The 16138-nt window shown below is 72.8% G+C and carries 12 protein-coding genes; 6 read left to right on the top strand and 6 right to left on the bottom strand.

The features are described from left to right. The first annotated feature begins 6 nt into the window (after positions 1-6). Positions 7-1326, top strand: a complete 1320-nt coding sequence (locus WMF33_RS08860; RefSeq protein WP_437336734.1) for a GNAT family N-acetyltransferase — start codon at positions 7-9, stop codon at positions 1324-1326. Positions 1327-1341: 15 nt separating this feature from the next. Here the strand turns inward: WMF33_RS08860 and glgX are convergent, their stop codons facing one another. Continuing rightward, positions 1342-3471: a glycogen debranching protein GlgX gene (gene glgX / locus WMF33_RS08855; protein ID WP_437336733.1), complete on the bottom strand. Its 2130-nt coding sequence runs from the start codon at positions 3469-3471 to the stop codon at positions 1342-1344. 67 nt (positions 3472-3538) lie between these two features. Next, a complete protein-coding gene (locus tag WMF33_RS08850; protein WP_437336732.1) occupies positions 3539-3673 on the bottom strand; it encodes a hypothetical protein in 135 nt (44 codons plus the stop codon). 749 nt (positions 3674-4422) lie between these two features. Between WMF33_RS08850 and WMF33_RS08845 the strand changes: the two genes are divergently transcribed. After that, positions 4423-5556 (top strand): hypothetical protein, encoded by a 1134-nt coding sequence (locus tag WMF33_RS08845; RefSeq protein ID WP_437336731.1) that lies wholly within the window; start codon positions 4423-4425, stop codon positions 5554-5556. Positions 5557-5637: 81 nt separating this feature from the next. Here the strand turns inward: WMF33_RS08845 and WMF33_RS08840 are convergent, their stop codons facing one another. Together WMF33_RS08840 and WMF33_RS08835 are read right to left on the bottom strand one after the other, a co-directional pair. After that, positions 5638-6825, bottom strand: coding sequence for a glycosyltransferase family 4 protein (locus tag WMF33_RS08840; RefSeq protein WP_437336730.1), 1188 nt, complete (start codon positions 6823-6825; stop codon positions 5638-5640). A gap of 14 nt (positions 6826-6839) precedes the next feature. Next, positions 6840-7964, bottom strand: coding sequence for a glycosyltransferase family 4 protein (locus WMF33_RS08835; RefSeq protein WP_437336729.1), 1125 nt, complete (start codon positions 7962-7964; stop codon positions 6840-6842). 299 nt (positions 7965-8263) lie between these two features. Here WMF33_RS08835 and WMF33_RS08830 point away from each other — a divergent pair, with 299 nt between their 5' ends. From WMF33_RS08830 to WMF33_RS08815, 4 genes are all read left to right on the top strand, one after another. Continuing rightward, positions 8264-9160, top strand: coding sequence for a hypothetical protein (locus WMF33_RS08830; RefSeq protein WP_437336728.1), 897 nt, complete (start codon positions 8264-8266; stop codon positions 9158-9160). A 31-nt stretch (positions 9161-9191) separates the two neighbouring features. Next, a complete protein-coding gene (locus WMF33_RS08825) occupies positions 9192-10274 on the top strand; it encodes a nucleotidyltransferase domain-containing protein (RefSeq protein WP_437336727.1) in 1083 nt (360 codons plus the stop codon). Continuing rightward, entirely contained in the window at positions 10274-10990 is a 717-nt protein-coding gene (locus WMF33_RS08820) for a TIM barrel protein (protein ID WP_437336726.1), read from the top strand. Before WMF33_RS08825 ends, WMF33_RS08820 begins: the two co-directional genes overlap by 1 nt. 198 nt (positions 10991-11188) lie before the next feature. After that, complete coding sequence (locus WMF33_RS08815; RefSeq protein WP_437336725.1) at positions 11189-12601, top strand: ATP-binding protein; 1413 nt, start codon at positions 11189-11191, stop codon at positions 12599-12601. Positions 12602-12604: 3 nt separating this feature from the next. Here the strand turns inward: WMF33_RS08815 and WMF33_RS08810 are convergent, their stop codons facing one another. Then, positions 12605-13963: a glycoside hydrolase family 113 gene (locus tag WMF33_RS08810; protein ID WP_437336724.1), complete on the bottom strand. Its 1359-nt coding sequence runs from the start codon at positions 13961-13963 to the stop codon at positions 12605-12607. A 53-nt stretch (positions 13964-14016) separates the two neighbouring features. Continuing rightward, on the bottom strand, positions 14017-16014 hold the full coding sequence (locus WMF33_RS08805) for a protein kinase domain-containing protein (protein ID WP_437336723.1): 1998 nt from the start codon (positions 16012-16014) through the stop codon (positions 14017-14019). Positions 16015-16138: the final 124 nt, after the last annotated feature.

Raw genomic sequence — 16138 nt, 5'->3', positions numbered from 1 at the left:
GCCGCCATGGCGCGCGCCCGCATCCCGAGCCGTCCCAACCACGAGCTCGTGTTTCGCAGCGCCCGCAAGGGCGAGGAGGGCACGCTCGCCTCGGTCGCCTACCGCGCGTTCCAGGCGGGCGATCCGGAGGCGTGGCTGCGGTATTTCACCGAGCACGCGCACCTCGCCCTCGACAACGTGATCGTCGCGGAGACCGACGGCCAGCTCGTCGGGCACGTCTCCTCGCTCGACCTGACGATGAGCTTCGCGGGCGCGGACGTCCCCTTCCAGGGCCTCGCGTCCGTGGCGGTGCTCCCGGAGTTCCGCCGCCGGGGCATCGCGGATCGGCTCGTCCGCGAGAGCCTCCGCCGCATGCGCCGCCGCGGCGAGGCGCTCGCGCTGCTCCACCCCTTCCGGCTCTCGTTCTACCGCAGGTTCGGCTTCGGCGTGTGCGAGCTCCGGGACATCGTGCGCACCTCGCCCGACCGGCTCCCGGACTCGGTGCTGCGCCGCCACGTGCGGGCCTTCTCCCGCCCGCGGGACGAGCCGCTCATCAAGCAGGCCTACGACCTCGCGCGGGCCGACACCACGGGGCAGCTCTCGCGGAGCGACTACTGGTGGGACGTGCGCGTGTTCAAGCGCTCCCCGAGCGGCGCGGTCTACGTCGATCCGGGCTCCAAGGCGATCGCCGGCTACTTGTTCTTCGACGTCCCGGAGGGCGGCTCTTACGGCGTCCAGCAGCTGCTCGTCCGCGAGCTCCGCGCGCCGACGTCGGGCGCGTACCGCGGGCTCATCGGCTTCCTCGGCGCGCTCGGCGATCAGTACGAGGTCGTGGAGCTGGTGCTGCCGCGCGGCTACGGCGCGCCGCTGCTCGACGAGCCGGGCATCCGCGACGAGCCGATGGTGTACGAGACGGCGGCCCGGCACCCCGGCCTGTGCCCGCCCGTGCACACGGCGCACCGCCGCAACGTCCTCGGCCTGACGGCGGCCGGCGCGATGGGGCGCATCGTCGACGTCGCCGCCGCGCTCGCGCTGCACCCGTCGCCGCGGAAGCACGGCGTCCGCGGGGCCATCGGCCTCGACGTCGAGGACCCCGTGTTCACCGACGCGCCGCGCGCCTTCGACGTCACCTTCGCGGCCCGCGGCGTCCAGACGGCGCCCGGCAGCACGGCGGGCGACCGCCTCTCGTTATCCATCGAGCGGCTCACGCAGATCTATTTCGGCGCCACGTCGGCGCGCGATCTCCTGAGCCAGGGCTTCGTGGTGGGCAGCGCCAAGGCGGCCGCGCTCCTCGACGCGGCGTTCGCCGGCCCCCCCCTGTTCCTCGGCGCCTACAACGGATTCTGAAGCGCGGCGCGCCGCTCAGGCGCCGCGCCGGCTCCGGAGGAAGAGCTTGAGCGAGCGCGCGATCAGCGCCGTCTCTTCCCCGCCCTTGCGCGTCTCGGTGGCCGCGTCGTCCTGCGTGTCGACGAGGAGCTGCCACGGCCTGGGATCGTCGGCGAACGGGAGCTGGAACGGCAGGTCGCACTCCGAGGCGTTGAGCAGCAGGACGAAGTCGTCGTCGACAAGCCGGTCGCCGGACTCGTCCACGTCGTCCAGCCCCTCGCCGGACAGGAACACCCCGAGGCACTTCGTGCACGGGTTCGACCAGTCCTCGTCGGTCATCAGCTCCCCGTCCAGGCGATACCACTGGATATCGTACGCCTTGCCGCCGCGGATCGCGCGCCCCTTGAAGAACGTCGAGCGCCGGAGCGCGGGGTGCTCGTGCCGGATGCGGAGGCACTTGCGCGTGAACTCCAGGAGCGCGCGCGACGGCTCGTCCCAGGTCCACGGCTGCCAGGTGAGCGGGCCGTCCTGGCAGTACCCGTTGTTGTTCCCCTCCTGCGTGCGCCCCCGCTCGTCGCCGTGGAGGATCATCGGCGTGCCCTGCGAGAAGAGGAGCGAGGCCATGATGTTCCGCATCTGGCGCGCGCGCAGCCGGAGGATCTCGGGATCGTCGGTCGGCCCCTCGGCGCCGCAGTTCCACGAGCGGTTGTCGTCCGCGCCGTCGCAGTTGCCCTCCCCGTTCGCCTCGTTGTGCTTGTGGTTGTACGAGACGAGGTCGGCCAGGGTGAAGCCGTCGTGGGCCGTGACGAAATTGATGCTCGTGTACGGCTTGCGCCCGCTGTTCTCGTAGAGGTCGCTGCTCCCCGTGATCCGGAACCCAAGATCGGAGGCGACCTCGCCGGCGCCGCGCCAGAAGTCGCGCAGCGTGTCCCGGTAGCGGCCGTTCCACTCCGCCCAGCGCACCGGGAAATTGCCCACCTGGTAGCCGCCGGGGCCCACGTCCCAGGGCTCGGCGATGAGCTTCACCTGGCTGAGCACCGGGTCCTGGTGGATGATCGTGAAGAAGCTCGAGAGCTGCTCGACGTCGTGGAGGCCGCGCGCCAGCGCCGCCGCCAGGTCGAACCGGAACCCGTCCACGTGCATGTCGAGGACCCAGTACCGCAGCGAGTCCATGATCAGCTGGAGCGTCTGCGGGTGGCGCACGTTGAGGGTGTTGCCCGTGCCCGTGTAGTCGAAATAGTAGCGCTCGTTGCCGGGGACGAGCCGGTAATAGGTCGGGTTGTCGATGCCGCGCAGGCTCAGCGTCGGGCCGAGGTGGTTGCCCTCGGCCGTGTGGTTGTAGACGACGTCGAGGATGACCTCGATGCCGGCGGCGTGGAGCGCCTTCACCATCTCCTTGAACTGCCGGACCTCGGACGCCACCTCGGCGCCCGCGCGGTAATCGACGTCCGGAGCGAAGAAGCCTATCGAGTGGTAGCCCCAGTAGTTCCGGAGCCCCTTGTCGAGCAGGAACTTCTCGTGCACGAAGGCGTGCACCGGCAAGAGCTCGATGGCGGTGATGCCGAGGTACCGCAGGTACCCGATGATGGCCGGGTGGGCGATGCCCAGGTAGGTCCCGCGCAGCTCTTCCGGCACCTCCGGGTGCAGCATCGTCAGGCCGCGGACGTGCGCCTCGTAGATGACGCTGCGGTGGAACGGGACGTACGGGCGCCGATCTCCGCTCCAGTCGAACGAGGGGTCGATGACGACGCCGAGCGGGGCGCCGAGCGCCTCGCCGTCGGCCATCACGAGATCGCCGTCCGGCTCGCCGCTGCGGTGGGCGAACGCGTTGGCGTCCCACCGGACCCGCGACGCGAGCGCCTTCGCGTAGGGATCGAGCAGGCGCGCCCGGGGGTTGAAGCGCAACCCCCGCTCCGGCGCCCACGGGCCGTGCACGCGATAGCCGTACTTCTGCCCTGGCCCCACGTCGGGCACGTAGATGTGCCACACCAGCGAGGTGCGGTGGCGCATCGGCAGCCGCTGCTCGTTCCCCTCGTCGTCGACGAGGCACAGCTCGACCGCTTCGGCGTTCTCCGAGAACAGCGCGAACTGCGTTCCAACGCCGTCCCATGTCGCGCCGAGCGGGTAAGGATCCCCCGGTCGCAATCCCTTGCGCTTCTGGTTCATGCTGTTCTCCAGGCCGGGAGTGGGCCCCCCCGTCTCGGCCTTGTTGCGGTGGGCGTGCGTTCGCTGGCTAGGCCACGTGGCTGCGGCGGCTGTGCAGGACGTCGGTCACCGCGTCCGCCACGCTCCGCGCCATCCCCTCGGCGATGCGGAGGGTCTGGGCCTGGTCGCCCTCCGGGGTGCAGAACCTGAGGCGTTCGATCATGTCAGCGAGCCGCCGGGCTAGCTCGCACGCCTCAGCGATGGAAGCTGATGACTCGAGGGAGGCCCTCCGCTGCGGGAGGGGGACCAGTTCTTCGGTCGGCGTCATCGGGGTTGAAATCATGCCTGGCTCCTTCGATATCGGTGATGCCTACAGTCAGCTACCACGGAGAGCAGGCATCATGCCAGCAACACTTCCGTGTGTACGCTCACCGCGGACACAACAGCCGGCGCTCCACGGTGGAGCTTGGGGCAACAAAATCGCCACACGTGGGGCGAATTGTCTCCCACAGCGTCGGCCATCGGTGCCCCGGACAGCCAGATGCCAAAATTGTAAGCACATTGCGCGCCCGTGAGGGTAATATCATGACAAAAGATGTCCTGGACGGCCGTGTGAGCTCTACCGGGGCGGGCGCGGCTGCGCGACGGCGGCCGCCGCTGGCCGCTGCGCAGGGGTCGCCGCCGATGGGTCGCGGCGCGCCTCGTCCGCTCCGTTCCGGCCGCACGTTCGTCGTTTCAGTGCTCTTCGCCCTGATTCATCTTGACTCGAGCGCCTGGAGCGCAGCGCGAGATCCTGTGCGAAGCGCTCGCGCGCCGCGGGGCGCGGGCGGGGCCGATCGCGCACATCGGGAGAGGCCGTCTCGGCCGCGGCGTGGACGAACGAGGCGGCTGTAGCAGCGCCCGGGGGGCCCAGGTTAGACTCCGGTCCGCCGCGGCGGCCGCCGGTCCAACGCGCCGCGGTCGAGAAAGCTCATGATCGGAACACTCCAGGCGAAGCTCCAGTATCTCAAGAACAAGAACCTCCACAACTGGCTCGGCGGCTACGCCCGCCAGAGAATCGAGAACGCCCGCAGTCCGCGTCCGATCGGCCCGCGACACCTCCTCTTCGCGGTCTGCGACCACTGGGAGCCGGGGTGGGAGAACGCCACGCCGGAGGTCGGCGACGCGCGGGTGAGGGCGTGGTCAGAGCGATATCCCGAGATGGCCGGCGCCTACCGCGACGCGGACGGCCGGCACCCGCGCCACAGCTTCTTCTTCCCGGGGGAGCAGTACACGCCCGGGTGGCTCGACGCGCTGGCGGATCTCACGCGCCGCGGCTTCGGCGAGGTGGAGCTGCACCTGCACCACCACAACGACACGGAGGAGAACCTGCGCGCGGACATCCGCAGGTACCTGGAGATCCTCGGGAAGCACGGGCACTTCTCGCGCGACGCGGACGGGCGCATGCGATACGGGTTCATCCACGGCAACTGGTGTCTGGCGAACTCCGGGCGGGACTCGCGGAACTGCGGAGTCGACGCGGAGCTCCCGCTCCTGTTCGAGACCGGCTGCTATGCCGACTACACGTTCCCGTCGGCCCCTGACGAGTCGCAGCACAGCATCGTGAACCAGATCTACTGGCCGACCGGCAACCTGGCGCGCCGGAGGGCCCACGCCGTCGGCGCCCGGGCCAAGGTCGGCGAGGTGCTGGAGGACCGGATCCTGATGATCGAGGGTCCGCTCGCGCTCGCGCTGACGCGCCGGGGGAACCGGGTGCGGGTGCGGATGGAGTACGGCGCGCTCCAGGCGGTCGATCCGCCGACGCCGGACCGGGTGAAGACGTGGGTGGATCAGAACATCCACATCGAGGGGCGGCCCGAGTGGGTGTTCGTCAAGGTCTACACGCACGGGGCGCCCGAGGATCAGGCGGAGTCGCTGCTCGGCGCGGGGAGCCACACGCTGCACCGGGAGCTCACGACCCGGTACAACGATGGTAAGGAGTGGGTGCTCCACTACGTGACCGCGCGCGAGATGTACAACATCGCGATCGCGGCGCTCGATGGCAAGACGGGCAACCCCGGGGACTACCGGGATTACCGGCTGAAGCCGCCGCCCTGCGCGAGCTGACCGCGCCCGGAGACCCGGCCTCCGGGGGCCCCCCGCGCGACGAGCTGCCTCCCACGGGGCCGGGCAGCTCTCGACAGAGCCTCAGCCCGCCCCGCGCCGCTCCCGGAGCACCTCCTCGAGGAGCGCGTAATAACGATCCCCCACGACATCCCACGAGAGCGCGCCCACGCTGCCCCGCAGCGCCTCCGGATCCCACGCCATGTCCAGCGCGCGGACCAGCGCGTGCCCGAGCGCCTGCGGATCGCCCGCGGGGACGAGCAGGCCGTTGCCCCCCGGCCCCTCGCACACGAGCTCCGGCACGCCGCCCACCCGGGTCGCGACGACGGGGCGGCCCGAGGCGAGCGCCTCCAGGACGACGTTCGGGCAGCCCTCGCGGCGGCTCGGCAGGCAGAACACGTCGCACGCCGCCATGTACTCCGGGATCTCCGCGGGCAGCGCCCAGCCGTACAGCCGCGCCCGGTCCGCGAGGCCGAGCGCGCGCACCCGCGCGCGCAGCGGCTCGAGCAGCTCGCCGCCGCCGACCATCATGAGGTGCACGTCGCGGCGGCCCGCCTCGGCGAGGCGCGCCATCGCCTCGACGAGGACGTCGACACCCTTCTCGGGCACGTGGTAGCCCGCGTAGAGCACGACCTTCGCGTCCACCGGCAGACCGAGGCGCTGCCGCGGCTCGACCCGGTCCCGGATCGAGAACCGCGCGCCGTCGACCGCGTTGAGCTGCACCACGACGCGCTCCCGCGGCACCCCGAGCTCCACGAGGCGCTCGCCGAGCGCCCCGCTCACCGCCACCACCCGGGCGCAGCGCTGGAGCGCCGGCGCGATCTGCGCCCGCAGCACGGCGTCCCTCGGCTGCTCGTTGATGTCGCTGCCGAGCACCGTCGTGACGAGCGGCACCCCCGCTTCCCGCGCGAACACGTCCGCGGCGACCGTGTCGGGATAGGCCCAGGCGGCCAGGATCACGTCGTAGGGGAACTCGCGCCGGAGCCCGGCCATCGTCCGCCCGAGCGACGCGTGGATCGCCCGCGCGTGCAGGCGCGGCTGCCCCGGGATCGACCAGTAGGTGGGGAACAGCGCGTCGATGCCGGTGTGCGACTCGCGCGTGCCGCCGATGAGCTCCTGCGACGCCCCGCGCACGCGCGTCCACCAGGGCGTCGGGGCCACGAGCCTGAGCTCGCAGCGGCGCGCGAGCGCCCGGTACGTGTGATAGCTGTACGGCGCCATCGTCGGCAGCCGCATCGAAGGGTAATGGTGGGTGAAGACGAGGACCTTCATCGCGCGCTCGCCCGTCACCCGAGGCCGAGATAGAGCTGCTCGTACTTGCGCGTCATCTTCTCGAACGAGAAGTCGTCGCGGACCCGCGCGTGCCCCGCCTCGCCGAGCCGCCGCCGCAGCGCGGGATCGCGCGCGAGCCGCTCGATCGCGGCCGCGAGCGCGTCGGGGTCGTCCACCGGGACGAGCAGGCCGTGCTCCTCGCTCCGCACCACCTCGGGGACACCGCCGACCGGCGTCACCACGACAGGCAGGCTGCGCGCCATGGCCTCGAGCACCGCGAGCGGCAACCCCTCGTCGCGCGAGGGCAGCACGAAGAAGTCGGCGGCGAGGAGCAGATCGGGCACGTCCTTGCGGAACCCGAGGAAGCGCGCCTCCTTGCCGTGGATCCCGAGCTCCCTCGCGAGCCCGTGGATGCGGTCGCGCTCGTCCCCGTCGCCCACGATGAGGACGGTGACCGGGACGCCGCGGTCCCGCAGCCGCGCGAGCGCCCGGAGCAGCACGTCATGCGCCTTCACCGGATGAAACGCGGCCGGCATGATCCCGACGAACGCGCCGCCGGGCGATCCCGCGGGCTCGGGCGATTGCGCGGGCGGCGGGTCGGCGCCGAAGCCGAGCTCGGCGCGCACCTCCTCGCGCGTCCGCCGCGCCGGGGTGATGTCGATCCCGTTGTGAATGACAGAGATGTTGCCGGCGACGCCCACGGCGCCGCTCTTGTCGGCCGTGTCCTGCGAACATCCGACGACGGCGTCCGTCGCCCGCCACTCGAAGCGCGAAGGAACGCGGATGATCCCGCGCGTCTGGGCGTGATCGGTGAAGACGAGCCGCGCCCGCGTGAGGAGCTTGCCGACCGTGGCGTAGTGGAGCGCAGTGGGGTTGTGCGCGTGAATGACGTGCGGACGCGCGCGCGCGAAGGCCAGCGCCGCGTGCGCCGCGCGCGCGGGCAGGCGCCCGCCGAGCACGGTGGCCGGCAGCGCGCGCTGCCGCGCCAGATCCGCGAGCGGCCCGCCGCGCAGCGCGAGGATGGAGGCGTCGTGGCCGTGGCGCCGCTGCGCCTCGGCGAGGCGCAGCACGAAATGCTCCATGCCGCCGCCGTTCAGGCTGCTCACGACATGGACGATCCGCAGCGTCGAAGTCCCCATGGAGGGTTGCTACCCGAATCGGGTCTCCTGTTGAAGCGCAAACCGCACCGCGCGCCGTCACCCACGCTGCCAACACGCCTCGCCGGGGCGCCTGCGTTCGTGACGTTTGGCGCGGGGTCACGCCGAGTCGCGCCGAGTCACGCGCGGTCGCGGCGAGTCGCGCTCGCGCGCTGATCGTTCGCGCTCGTTCGCGCTCGCCCTTGCCCAGAGGACGCCCCGGGTCGCTGGGTCATCCTACCACCTCGCCTCGCCGTCACCGCACTTTTGATTTGGCGAGCGGAAGCGGCTACTAGACGGGCATGAACCCTGAACTTCGGCGCGCCCTGGACCAGGGCATGCGCCGCGTGCCAGGCATGAGCGCCGCGGCGAGGCTGCTCGCCGTGCGGCTCGAGACCGTCAAGGCGCTCCTCGCGCGCCGGCTCGACGAGAACCCGCTCCCGGTGCCCGACGCCGTCACCCCGAGCGACATCCCGTCGGTCGCCGAGCTCGGCCCCGGGGACAGGGTGCTCGCCGAGCTCGATCAGGACGGCTTCGCCTTCGCGCTCCACCCGGCCGACGTCCCCTTCTTCAACCGCAGGAGCGAGAAGATGCCGCGCCTGCGGTACCGGCTGCACGTCGTCCTGCGCCGCGGCTACGTCTGCGTTCGCAAGCGCTTTATCGGCCAGCCGCGGAACGCGCCCGCGAGCGCGCACCTCTCCTCCCTGCTCGGGCTCTTCTTCTACAACGAAGCGGCCGCGCTCCTCCGCCTGCGCGATCTCCCCAGCGTCCCGAGGATTCGCGATCTCCACCTCACCACGCGCACCCTGTTCATCGACTACGTGCGCGGCCAGACGCTGCAACATCAGGTCGCCGAGCGCGGGGAGAAGGTCCTCGACATCGACCTCGCGCCGCTCGGGCAGCTGTTCGATCCGGAGCGCGATCGGCGCGAGATCGAGGCGTTCGCGAGCGGCGGCGGCGAGGCTCACCGCGGCCGCATCGAGGAGATCGTCCGGGCGATGAACGCGCGCGGCGTCGCGCCGCTCGACGTCAAGCTCGGCAACGTGCTCATCGGCGAGAAGACGGGCGCCCTCTACTGGGTCGATTTCGAGCGGGCCGCGATCGAAGGCGCGCCCCGCTACCGCGAGCAGCTGGCGGAGCACCATGACCTCGTGAATCGGTGGTTCGGGCTCTCCCTCCCGGGCGACGGCGGGGCGTGAGGCGCGGCGGGCGCGATCGAGGGTGCGATCGATGACACGAGAGGAAGGCAGGGCGCCGCGGGGCGCGATCGAGCGGATCGGCGAGAAGGCGGGGCGGTCGTGGCCGAGCATCGAGGCGGCCGCGCGGCTCTCGGCGGAGACCCGGGCGCGCCTCGCGGCGCTGCTCCGCGAGCAGATCCCGTGCGACACGAGCGCGGTGGTCTTCGGCTCGCTCGCCCGGGGCGAGTACACGACCGGCAGCGATCTCGACTGGACGCTGCTCATCGACGGTCAGGCCGACGAGGGGCACTTCAGCCAGGTCCAGGCCATCACGAAGCTCCTGAAGGAGGCGAAGTTCCACGAGCCGGGCCCGACGGGCGTGTTCGGCAACGTGGCCTTCAGCCACCCGATCCTCCACCAGATCGGCGGGCAGGAGGACACGAACAAGAACACGACCCAGCGCATCCTGCTGCTCCTGGAGTCGCTCGCGATCGGCAAGCCGGACGCCCACGAGCGCGTGCTCAGGCTCGTGCTCTCGCGCTACGTGGAGGACGACCGCGGGCTGCACTACGGCAGCAAGCGCGAGATCATCCCGATGTTCCTGCTGAACGACATCGTCCGGTACTGGCGCACCGTCGCCGTCGACTTCGTCTACAAGCAGCGGGAGCGCAGCTCGGGCTGGGCGCTCCGCAACGCGAAGCTCCGGATGTCGCGCAAGCTCATCTTCGTGAGCGGGCTCATCACCTGCTTCGGCTTCGAGCTGTTCGGCAAGGACCGGGCGACGTGGGCCGACGACGGCGACCGGATCTCGACGCCCACGCTCGTGCGCTTCCTCCGCGAGCGCATCCGGGTGACGCCGCTGGAGAGCCTCGCCGAGGTGCTGCTCCGGCCCGCGATCTCGGCGGAGACGGCGCGGACGCTGTTCGACAGCTACGACGCGTTCCTCGAGCTCCTCTCGAACGAGGAGGAGCGGGGCCGGCTGAAGCAGCTGCCGCTCGACGAGCAGCTCGGCCACGACCCGACGTTCAAGCGGGTGCGCGACATCGGGCGCGAGTTCCAGCGCGGGCTCGACCGGCTCTTCTTCGAGGAGGACCCGGAGCTCCGCAAGCTCATCCAGACGTACGGGGTGTTCTGATGCGACCCATGGGCTACTCGACAGGGGCGCTCGCGCTCAGCGACGTCGAGCGGGCGCTCTCGATGCTGGAAGGGAGCTCCGCGACCGCGGTGGAGCTCTCCGCGCTGCGCATCTCGGAGCTCAAGCCGCTGCTCCGGCTGCTCGGCTCCCTGGACCTGTCGCGCTATCGCTACGTGTCGTTCCACGCCCCGAGCCGCTTCGACGCGGCGGAGGAGCGCGTCGTCGCCGACGCCATGGCGGAGGTGGCCGCGCTGGGCTGGCTCATCGTCCTCCACCCCGACACCGTCCACGACCTCGGCGCGTTCCGGCAGCTCGGCGGCCTGCTCGCGCTCGAGAACATGGACAAGCGAAAGCGGACGGGCCGCACGGTGGACGAGCTCCGGCCGTTCTTCGACGCGCTGCCGGACGCGTCGTTCTGCTTCGATATCGGCCATGCGCACCAGGTCGATCGCACGATGACGGAGGCGCACTTCCTGGTGAAGGCGCACAGGACGCGGCTGAAGCAGCTCCACGTGAGCGAGGTGAACTCGGGCAGCCGGCACGACGCCCTGAGCCAGAGCGCGGCGCACGCGTTCCAGCGGGTCGCCGCCCACGTCCCGGGCGACGCGGCGCTGATCCTGGAGACGCCGGCGTCGCCAGAGGAGCTGGAGCGGCAGATGGCCATCGCGAGGGCGGCGCTGACGATCCCGGACGGCTTGGAAAAGACGCCCGGCTGATCCTGGAGACGCCGGCGGCGAGGGCGCGGGCGCGCCGGTTTCGCCGGTCGCCGGCATCGATCGTGGCGAGCCCTGGCCTCGCAGCCTCGACGAGCGGCTTCGGGGGCAGCGCGGCGCCCAACGGACGGTCTGGGGGCGCCCGAGGCGCTACGCTGCGCCCGTTCTCGGCGCGCCCAGGGCCGGATCGGGGGGACCACGATGAAGCTGAAGACGCTCGCGGCCGCGAGCACCGCATGGCTCGCCGCCCTCGCGCTGCTGACGGCGAGCGGGCTCACCCTCAGCACCGCGTACATGGACCGCGAGGTCGCGTGCCTCTTCAACCTGGTCCGAGAGGTGCGATCCACCATGGAGCTGGAGGTCCACCTCCTCTCGTACGAGCGCGAGAGCGCCCGGGTCGCGCTGACCCAGCTCCCCGAGCACGCGCGCGCGCGCGACGCCGCCGGGCGCGAGGTGAAGCGGTGGCTCGACGACATCCGCGACAACCCCGTCACCGTGGACAACGCGGACGTCGTCAAGGCGACCGAGCGGGCTCTCGAGCGCTACCTCGCCGCGCGCGCGCTGGCGGACGCGGCGGCGCCGCCAGCCGCCCCCGCGGAGCGCGGGCTCTCCGAGGAGGTCGATCGCGCCTTCCTCGCGCTCGAGCGGCTGCTCGCCGCGAAGCTCGAGGAGGCGCGGATCGCCCGGGGGCGCGTCGACGCGGTAAACCGGCTCTCGGAGACGGTGAGCCTCGGGGCCGCCGCGATGCTGCTCACCGGGGTCCTGCTCGCGCTGTGGCAGATGAGCGGGCGCGTCTATCGCCCGCTGCTCGCGATCCGCGCCGCGATCGACCGCTACGGGGCCGGCGCGCTCGACGCCCGCGCGCCGCAGGGCGGGCTCGACGAGCTGCGCGAGATCGCCGTCGCGTTCAACGAGATGGCCGAGGCGCTGGCCGAGCAGCGCCGGAGGCAGCTCGGGCTCCTCGCGAGCGTGGCGCACGATCTGCGCAACCCGCTCGCCGCGCTGAAGCTCACCGTCGACCGCCTCCGGCCGGATCGGCCCCTGCCGCCCGAGGAGCGGCTCAGGCCGATGCTCGCCCGCATCGGGAAGGAGGCCGCGCGCTGCGATCACATGCTCACGGACCTCATGGACATCGCGCGGATCGAGGGCGGCGAGATCGAGCTGCGCCACGAGATCCGGGACGCCTGCGAGATCGCCCGCGAGGTCGTCGAGCTCTACCGGCCGACGGCGACCGCGCACGAGATCAGGCTGTCGCTGCCCGACGAGGCGGTCCCGCTGCGCTGCGATCCGGTCAGGATCGAGCAGGTCCTCAACAACCTGGTCGCGAACGCCATCAAGTACTCGCCGGAGGGCGGCGCCGTGCTGGTCGCCGTCGCGCGCGAGGGCGCCGAGGTCACGATCGCGGTCGCCGACCAGGGCGTCGGCATCGCGGCCGAGGACCAGCGGCGGCTGTTCGAGCGCTACTGGCGCGCGCCGTCGTCGCGCTGCGTGGCCCCGGGCGTCGGCCTCGGCCTGTGGGCCGCGCGCCGCATCGCCGAGGCGCACGGCGGGCGCATCGAGGTGACGAGCGCCGCCGGCGAGGGCTCGACGTTCACCCTGCGCCTGCCGTCCTAGTCCCTAGGGCTCGTCCGGATCGAGCTCCCAGCCGAAGACGCCGGGGGTGCGCGCGCGGTGCCTGCCGAGCGCCTCGCCGGGGAGCCAGGGGCCGTCGGCGGCCCAGCGGGTGGAGAAGGCGTCGCGCAGCACGAGCTCCGCCAGCTTGCCCCTCGGCGAGAACCCCCACTCGGCCTCCTGCGAGACGTCGTCCGGGTCGGCGTAGAGCCGCCAGACGAAGAAGCCGGCGCAGGTGCGCGCGTCCAGGAACGGCGCCATCACGGCGGCGTAGGCCTCGGCCTGCGAGCGCTGATCGACGACCACGTCCTTCATGCGGTCGGGCCACTCCCACGGGCGCACGGCGGGATCGCGCCGCGTGGTGTAGCCGATCTCGGTGAGCAGGACCGGCTTGCCCCACGCGCGCGCCACCGCGTCCACCCCGGCCGCGACCTTGCGCCCGCCGCGCAGGAGCTCCTCGAACGACGCGCCCTCGCGCTCGGCGAGCGGATAGAACGCGTTGATGCCGATGAGGTCCAGCGCGTCGAAGATCAGCGTGTGCTCGACGTCGTCCCAGTTCGCCGAGTAGGTGAGCAGCCCCGGGTACACGCGGCGCACCGCCTCGATGATCGGCAGGAAGCTCGCCGCCCGCGCCGTCGTCACCCAGCTCCGCAGCTCGACGCCCACGCTGAGCATCTCGGCGCCGCCCTCGCGCGCGACCTCCGCCCAGGTGAGCAGGAACCGGCGGTACGACTCGGCCCAGCGCGCCCAGCCCGCGTCGTCCCCCGGGTCGATCAGCGCCCGCCACTCGCCGCTCTCGACCCAGAGGTGCGGGACGAGCAGCACCTTGAGCCCGCGCGCGTGCGCCTGCGCGATCGCCGCGAGCACGTTGCGCCGGTTCTCCTCGAACGGCGCCTCGAAGACGAGATCGACGCCGGTGCCCTTGCCGTCCCACACGCGGCCGAACGGCGTCAGGCTGACCCAGGTCGCGCCCATCGCCACCGCTTCATCCATCGCTCGCCCGCTCGCCGAGGTCCCGTAGCCGCGGCCCGGATGCCGGAGGTTCTCGATCGGCCCGATCGTCACGCCGCGCACGCCGCCCCAGCCCGACTCGGCCCACCCCGTCGCGCCGTACGGAAGGCGCTCCGGCGAGATCCGCGGCGCCTCCGGCGGGACACGCAGCGCCTCCGGCGCGACGCGCAGCGCCCCCGGCGCGACGCGCGGCGCCCCCGGGGCGGCCGGCGGCGCCTCCGCCGCGCTCCGCGGTGCCTCCTGCGCGATCCGGGGCGCGGCGCTCGCGGGCCGCGCAGCGCCGCAGACGGCCGCCGCCGACACGGCGAGGGCGGCGCCCGCGGCGCCGGCGAGCGCGCGTACTTCTCGACTCATCGCTGGCACGGGGACGCCTTATACCAGGCGGGCGGCTCGCGGTACCCCGGACGTCAGCCGCCGTCGGTCTCCTGGGGCCGCGGCCCGCCGTGACCCTGCTCGGACGGCTGCGGCGCGGCCGTCGCCGGCCCCTGCGGCTGCGGCGCGGCCGCCGTCTCCCCCGGCCGCGGCGCGGTCGCCGCCTCCGACGGCTGCCGCGCGCGCAACAGCGCGTCGCGCTCCTGCCGCGCGCGCTCGGTCCCCTCGCGCCACCGCTGCTCGCGCTCCATCTTCTCGCGCCGCCGCCGCTCGCGCTCGACCTCGTCGTAGATCACGTCGGGCCGCTGCGGCTGGTACCGGAGCCCGCCCGGCGGCACGGCTTGCAGCGCTCCGCCGTCCGGGCCCGGAGCGCTCTCGGCATCCGGCCCCGGCGCCGCGGGCTCACCCGACGCCACGGCCGCGGCAGGTACGGCCGCGCCCGGCCGCCTCGCCGCGGCGGCGGAGCGCGCCTCCTGGACCGCGCGCTTCGCCACGCCCTTCGATGCCAGCACCGCGCTCTCATCGACGCCGAGCGCGCCCGTCTGCACGAGCCACACGCCGCCGACCCCCGCGGTCATCCCGAGCACCGCGAGCGCGATCGCGAGCCGGCGCGGCCACGGCGACGGCCCGCCGCGCACGACCGTGAGCCGCTCCGTCTCGGCCGGCGCGCGCGCCTCGGCCGGCGTGACGCGCGGCGCCGGGTCGACGGTGACGCGATGCGCGACCTCGCGGTCGAGCGGAACGGGCGTTCCGCCTGCCGGACGCTGCCCTGCCCGGCCCCGTGGGTCGGTGGGGAGCTCCGGCGGGCTAACCGTCAGGACCGGGGGCGGCGTGCGGCTCGGCCGCAGCTGCTCGCCGCCGTCCCAGGACGCGCCCGCGTGCGACACCAGCGTGATCTCGCCGTGGCGGACGCCTCCTGGCGCATCCCACTTGGCCGTCGTCTCGAGGTCGCCCATGAGATCGTCGGGCGACATCATCGGCAAATCGGCCAGCGTGTCGGCCTCCCACTCGTCCTCGACGGGCGCGGGGGCCGGGGTCGCCATGCGGAGCGTCTCGTCCTCCGCCCGGAGCGCCTCCCACACGCGCTCGGCCGCGTCGTCCGCGCCCTCGCCCCCGAAGCGCGCGAGCGCGAACGCGAGCTTCGCGACGTCCGAGGGGCGCGCCTCCGGGTCCTTGTCGAGGCAGCGCAGCACGAGGCCCCCGAGCTCGGCCGGCTCGAACCGCGGCGCGAACGGCGCGGGCGGATCGTTCAGGACCTTGTTGCAGATCTCGAGCTCGGTCCGCGCCTCGAACGGGCTCGCCCCGCAGAGGAGCGCGTAGGCCACCGCGCCGATCGACCAGATGTCGGCGCGCTCGTCGATGCCGCCCGCCGACCGCATCTGCTCCGGCGCCATGTAGAGCAGCGAGGTCCGCATGGCGCCGGAGGCGGCGTTCGGGCCCTCGCTCTCGACGCCGCACGCCACGGCCGACACGCCGAAGTCGAGCACCTTCACGCTCGGCGCGCCGTCGCCGAAGCTGAGGAACACGTTCTCGGGCTTGAGGTCGCGGTGGAGGAGCCCGACGCCGTGCGCCTCGGCGACGGCCTCGCAGATCTGGAGGAGGTACTTCACCGCCTCCCTGGGCCGCAGCGGCCCGCGGCGCTGCAGGTAGCTCGCGAGATCGGAGCCCTCCAGGTACTCGCTGACGACGAACGGCACGCCGCCCTCGACCCCGACGTCGAGGACCCGCGCGACGTACCTGCCCGAGAGAGCGCGCGCGGCGCGAGCGCCGCGGAGCAGCCGGTCGACGGCGTGCCGGTTCTCGGCGATCCTGGGATCCACGCGCTTGAGCGCGACGCGCTGGCCCGACGCGCGATCGATCGCGAGGTGGACGGCGCCGACCCCGCCGAGGCCGAGCCGGGTCTCCACCGCGTACCTGCCGGCGACGACCTCCTGGCCCCCCGCCGGAGCCTCGGCCGCCCGAGGCGCACGCTCGGCGTCGGTCCACTCTCGCGCGGCCGCGCGATCCTCTCCTCCGGCCTTCAGCGACGTCAACGCACTGCCTCGGTGGGGTCCGCGCGCTCCGCGAACCGGGTCAAAACCTGTCCTCTGAATAGCAGATCCAGAGTGCAGCAACGCGTCCATGACGTGTCGTCTACCGACCACGACGACAGGGGGA

The sequence above is a fragment of the Sorangium sp. So ce394 genome, from assembly GCF_051474665.1.
In the GTDB taxonomy this organism is placed as follows: domain Bacteria; phylum Myxococcota_A; class Polyangia; order Polyangiales; family Polyangiaceae; genus Sorangium; species Sorangium cellulosum_D.
This window is presented reverse-complemented; position numbering and strand designations above follow the sequence as displayed.

Coding starts and splice junctions, on each gene's coding strand:
- WMF33_RS08860 (WP_437336734.1), top strand. CDS start 7: ATGGCGCGCGCCCGCATCCCGAGCCGTCCCAACCACGAGCTCGTGTTT.
- glgX (WP_437336733.1), bottom strand. CDS start 3,471: ATGAACCAGAAGCGCAAGGGATTGCGACCGGGGGATCCTTACCCGCTC.
- WMF33_RS08850 (WP_437336732.1), bottom strand. CDS start 3,673: ATGATCGAACGCCTCAGGTTCTGCACCCCGGAGGGCGACCAGGCCCAG.
- WMF33_RS08845 (WP_437336731.1), top strand. CDS start 4,423: ATGATCGGAACACTCCAGGCGAAGCTCCAGTATCTCAAGAACAAGAAC.
- WMF33_RS08840 (WP_437336730.1), bottom strand. CDS start 6,825: ATGAAGGTCCTCGTCTTCACCCACCATTACCCTTCGATGCGGCTGCCG.
- WMF33_RS08835 (WP_437336729.1), bottom strand. CDS start 7,964: ATGGGGACTTCGACGCTGCGGATCGTCCATGTCGTGAGCAGCCTGAAC.
- WMF33_RS08830 (WP_437336728.1), top strand. CDS start 8,264: ATGAACCCTGAACTTCGGCGCGCCCTGGACCAGGGCATGCGCCGCGTG.
- WMF33_RS08825 (WP_437336727.1), top strand. CDS start 9,192: ATGACACGAGAGGAAGGCAGGGCGCCGCGGGGCGCGATCGAGCGGATC.
- WMF33_RS08820 (WP_437336726.1), top strand. CDS start 10,274: ATGCGACCCATGGGCTACTCGACAGGGGCGCTCGCGCTCAGCGACGTC.
- WMF33_RS08815 (WP_437336725.1), top strand. CDS start 11,189: ATGAAGCTGAAGACGCTCGCGGCCGCGAGCACCGCATGGCTCGCCGCC.
- WMF33_RS08810 (WP_437336724.1), bottom strand. CDS start 13,963: ATGAGTCGAGAAGTACGCGCGCTCGCCGGCGCCGCGGGCGCCGCCCTC.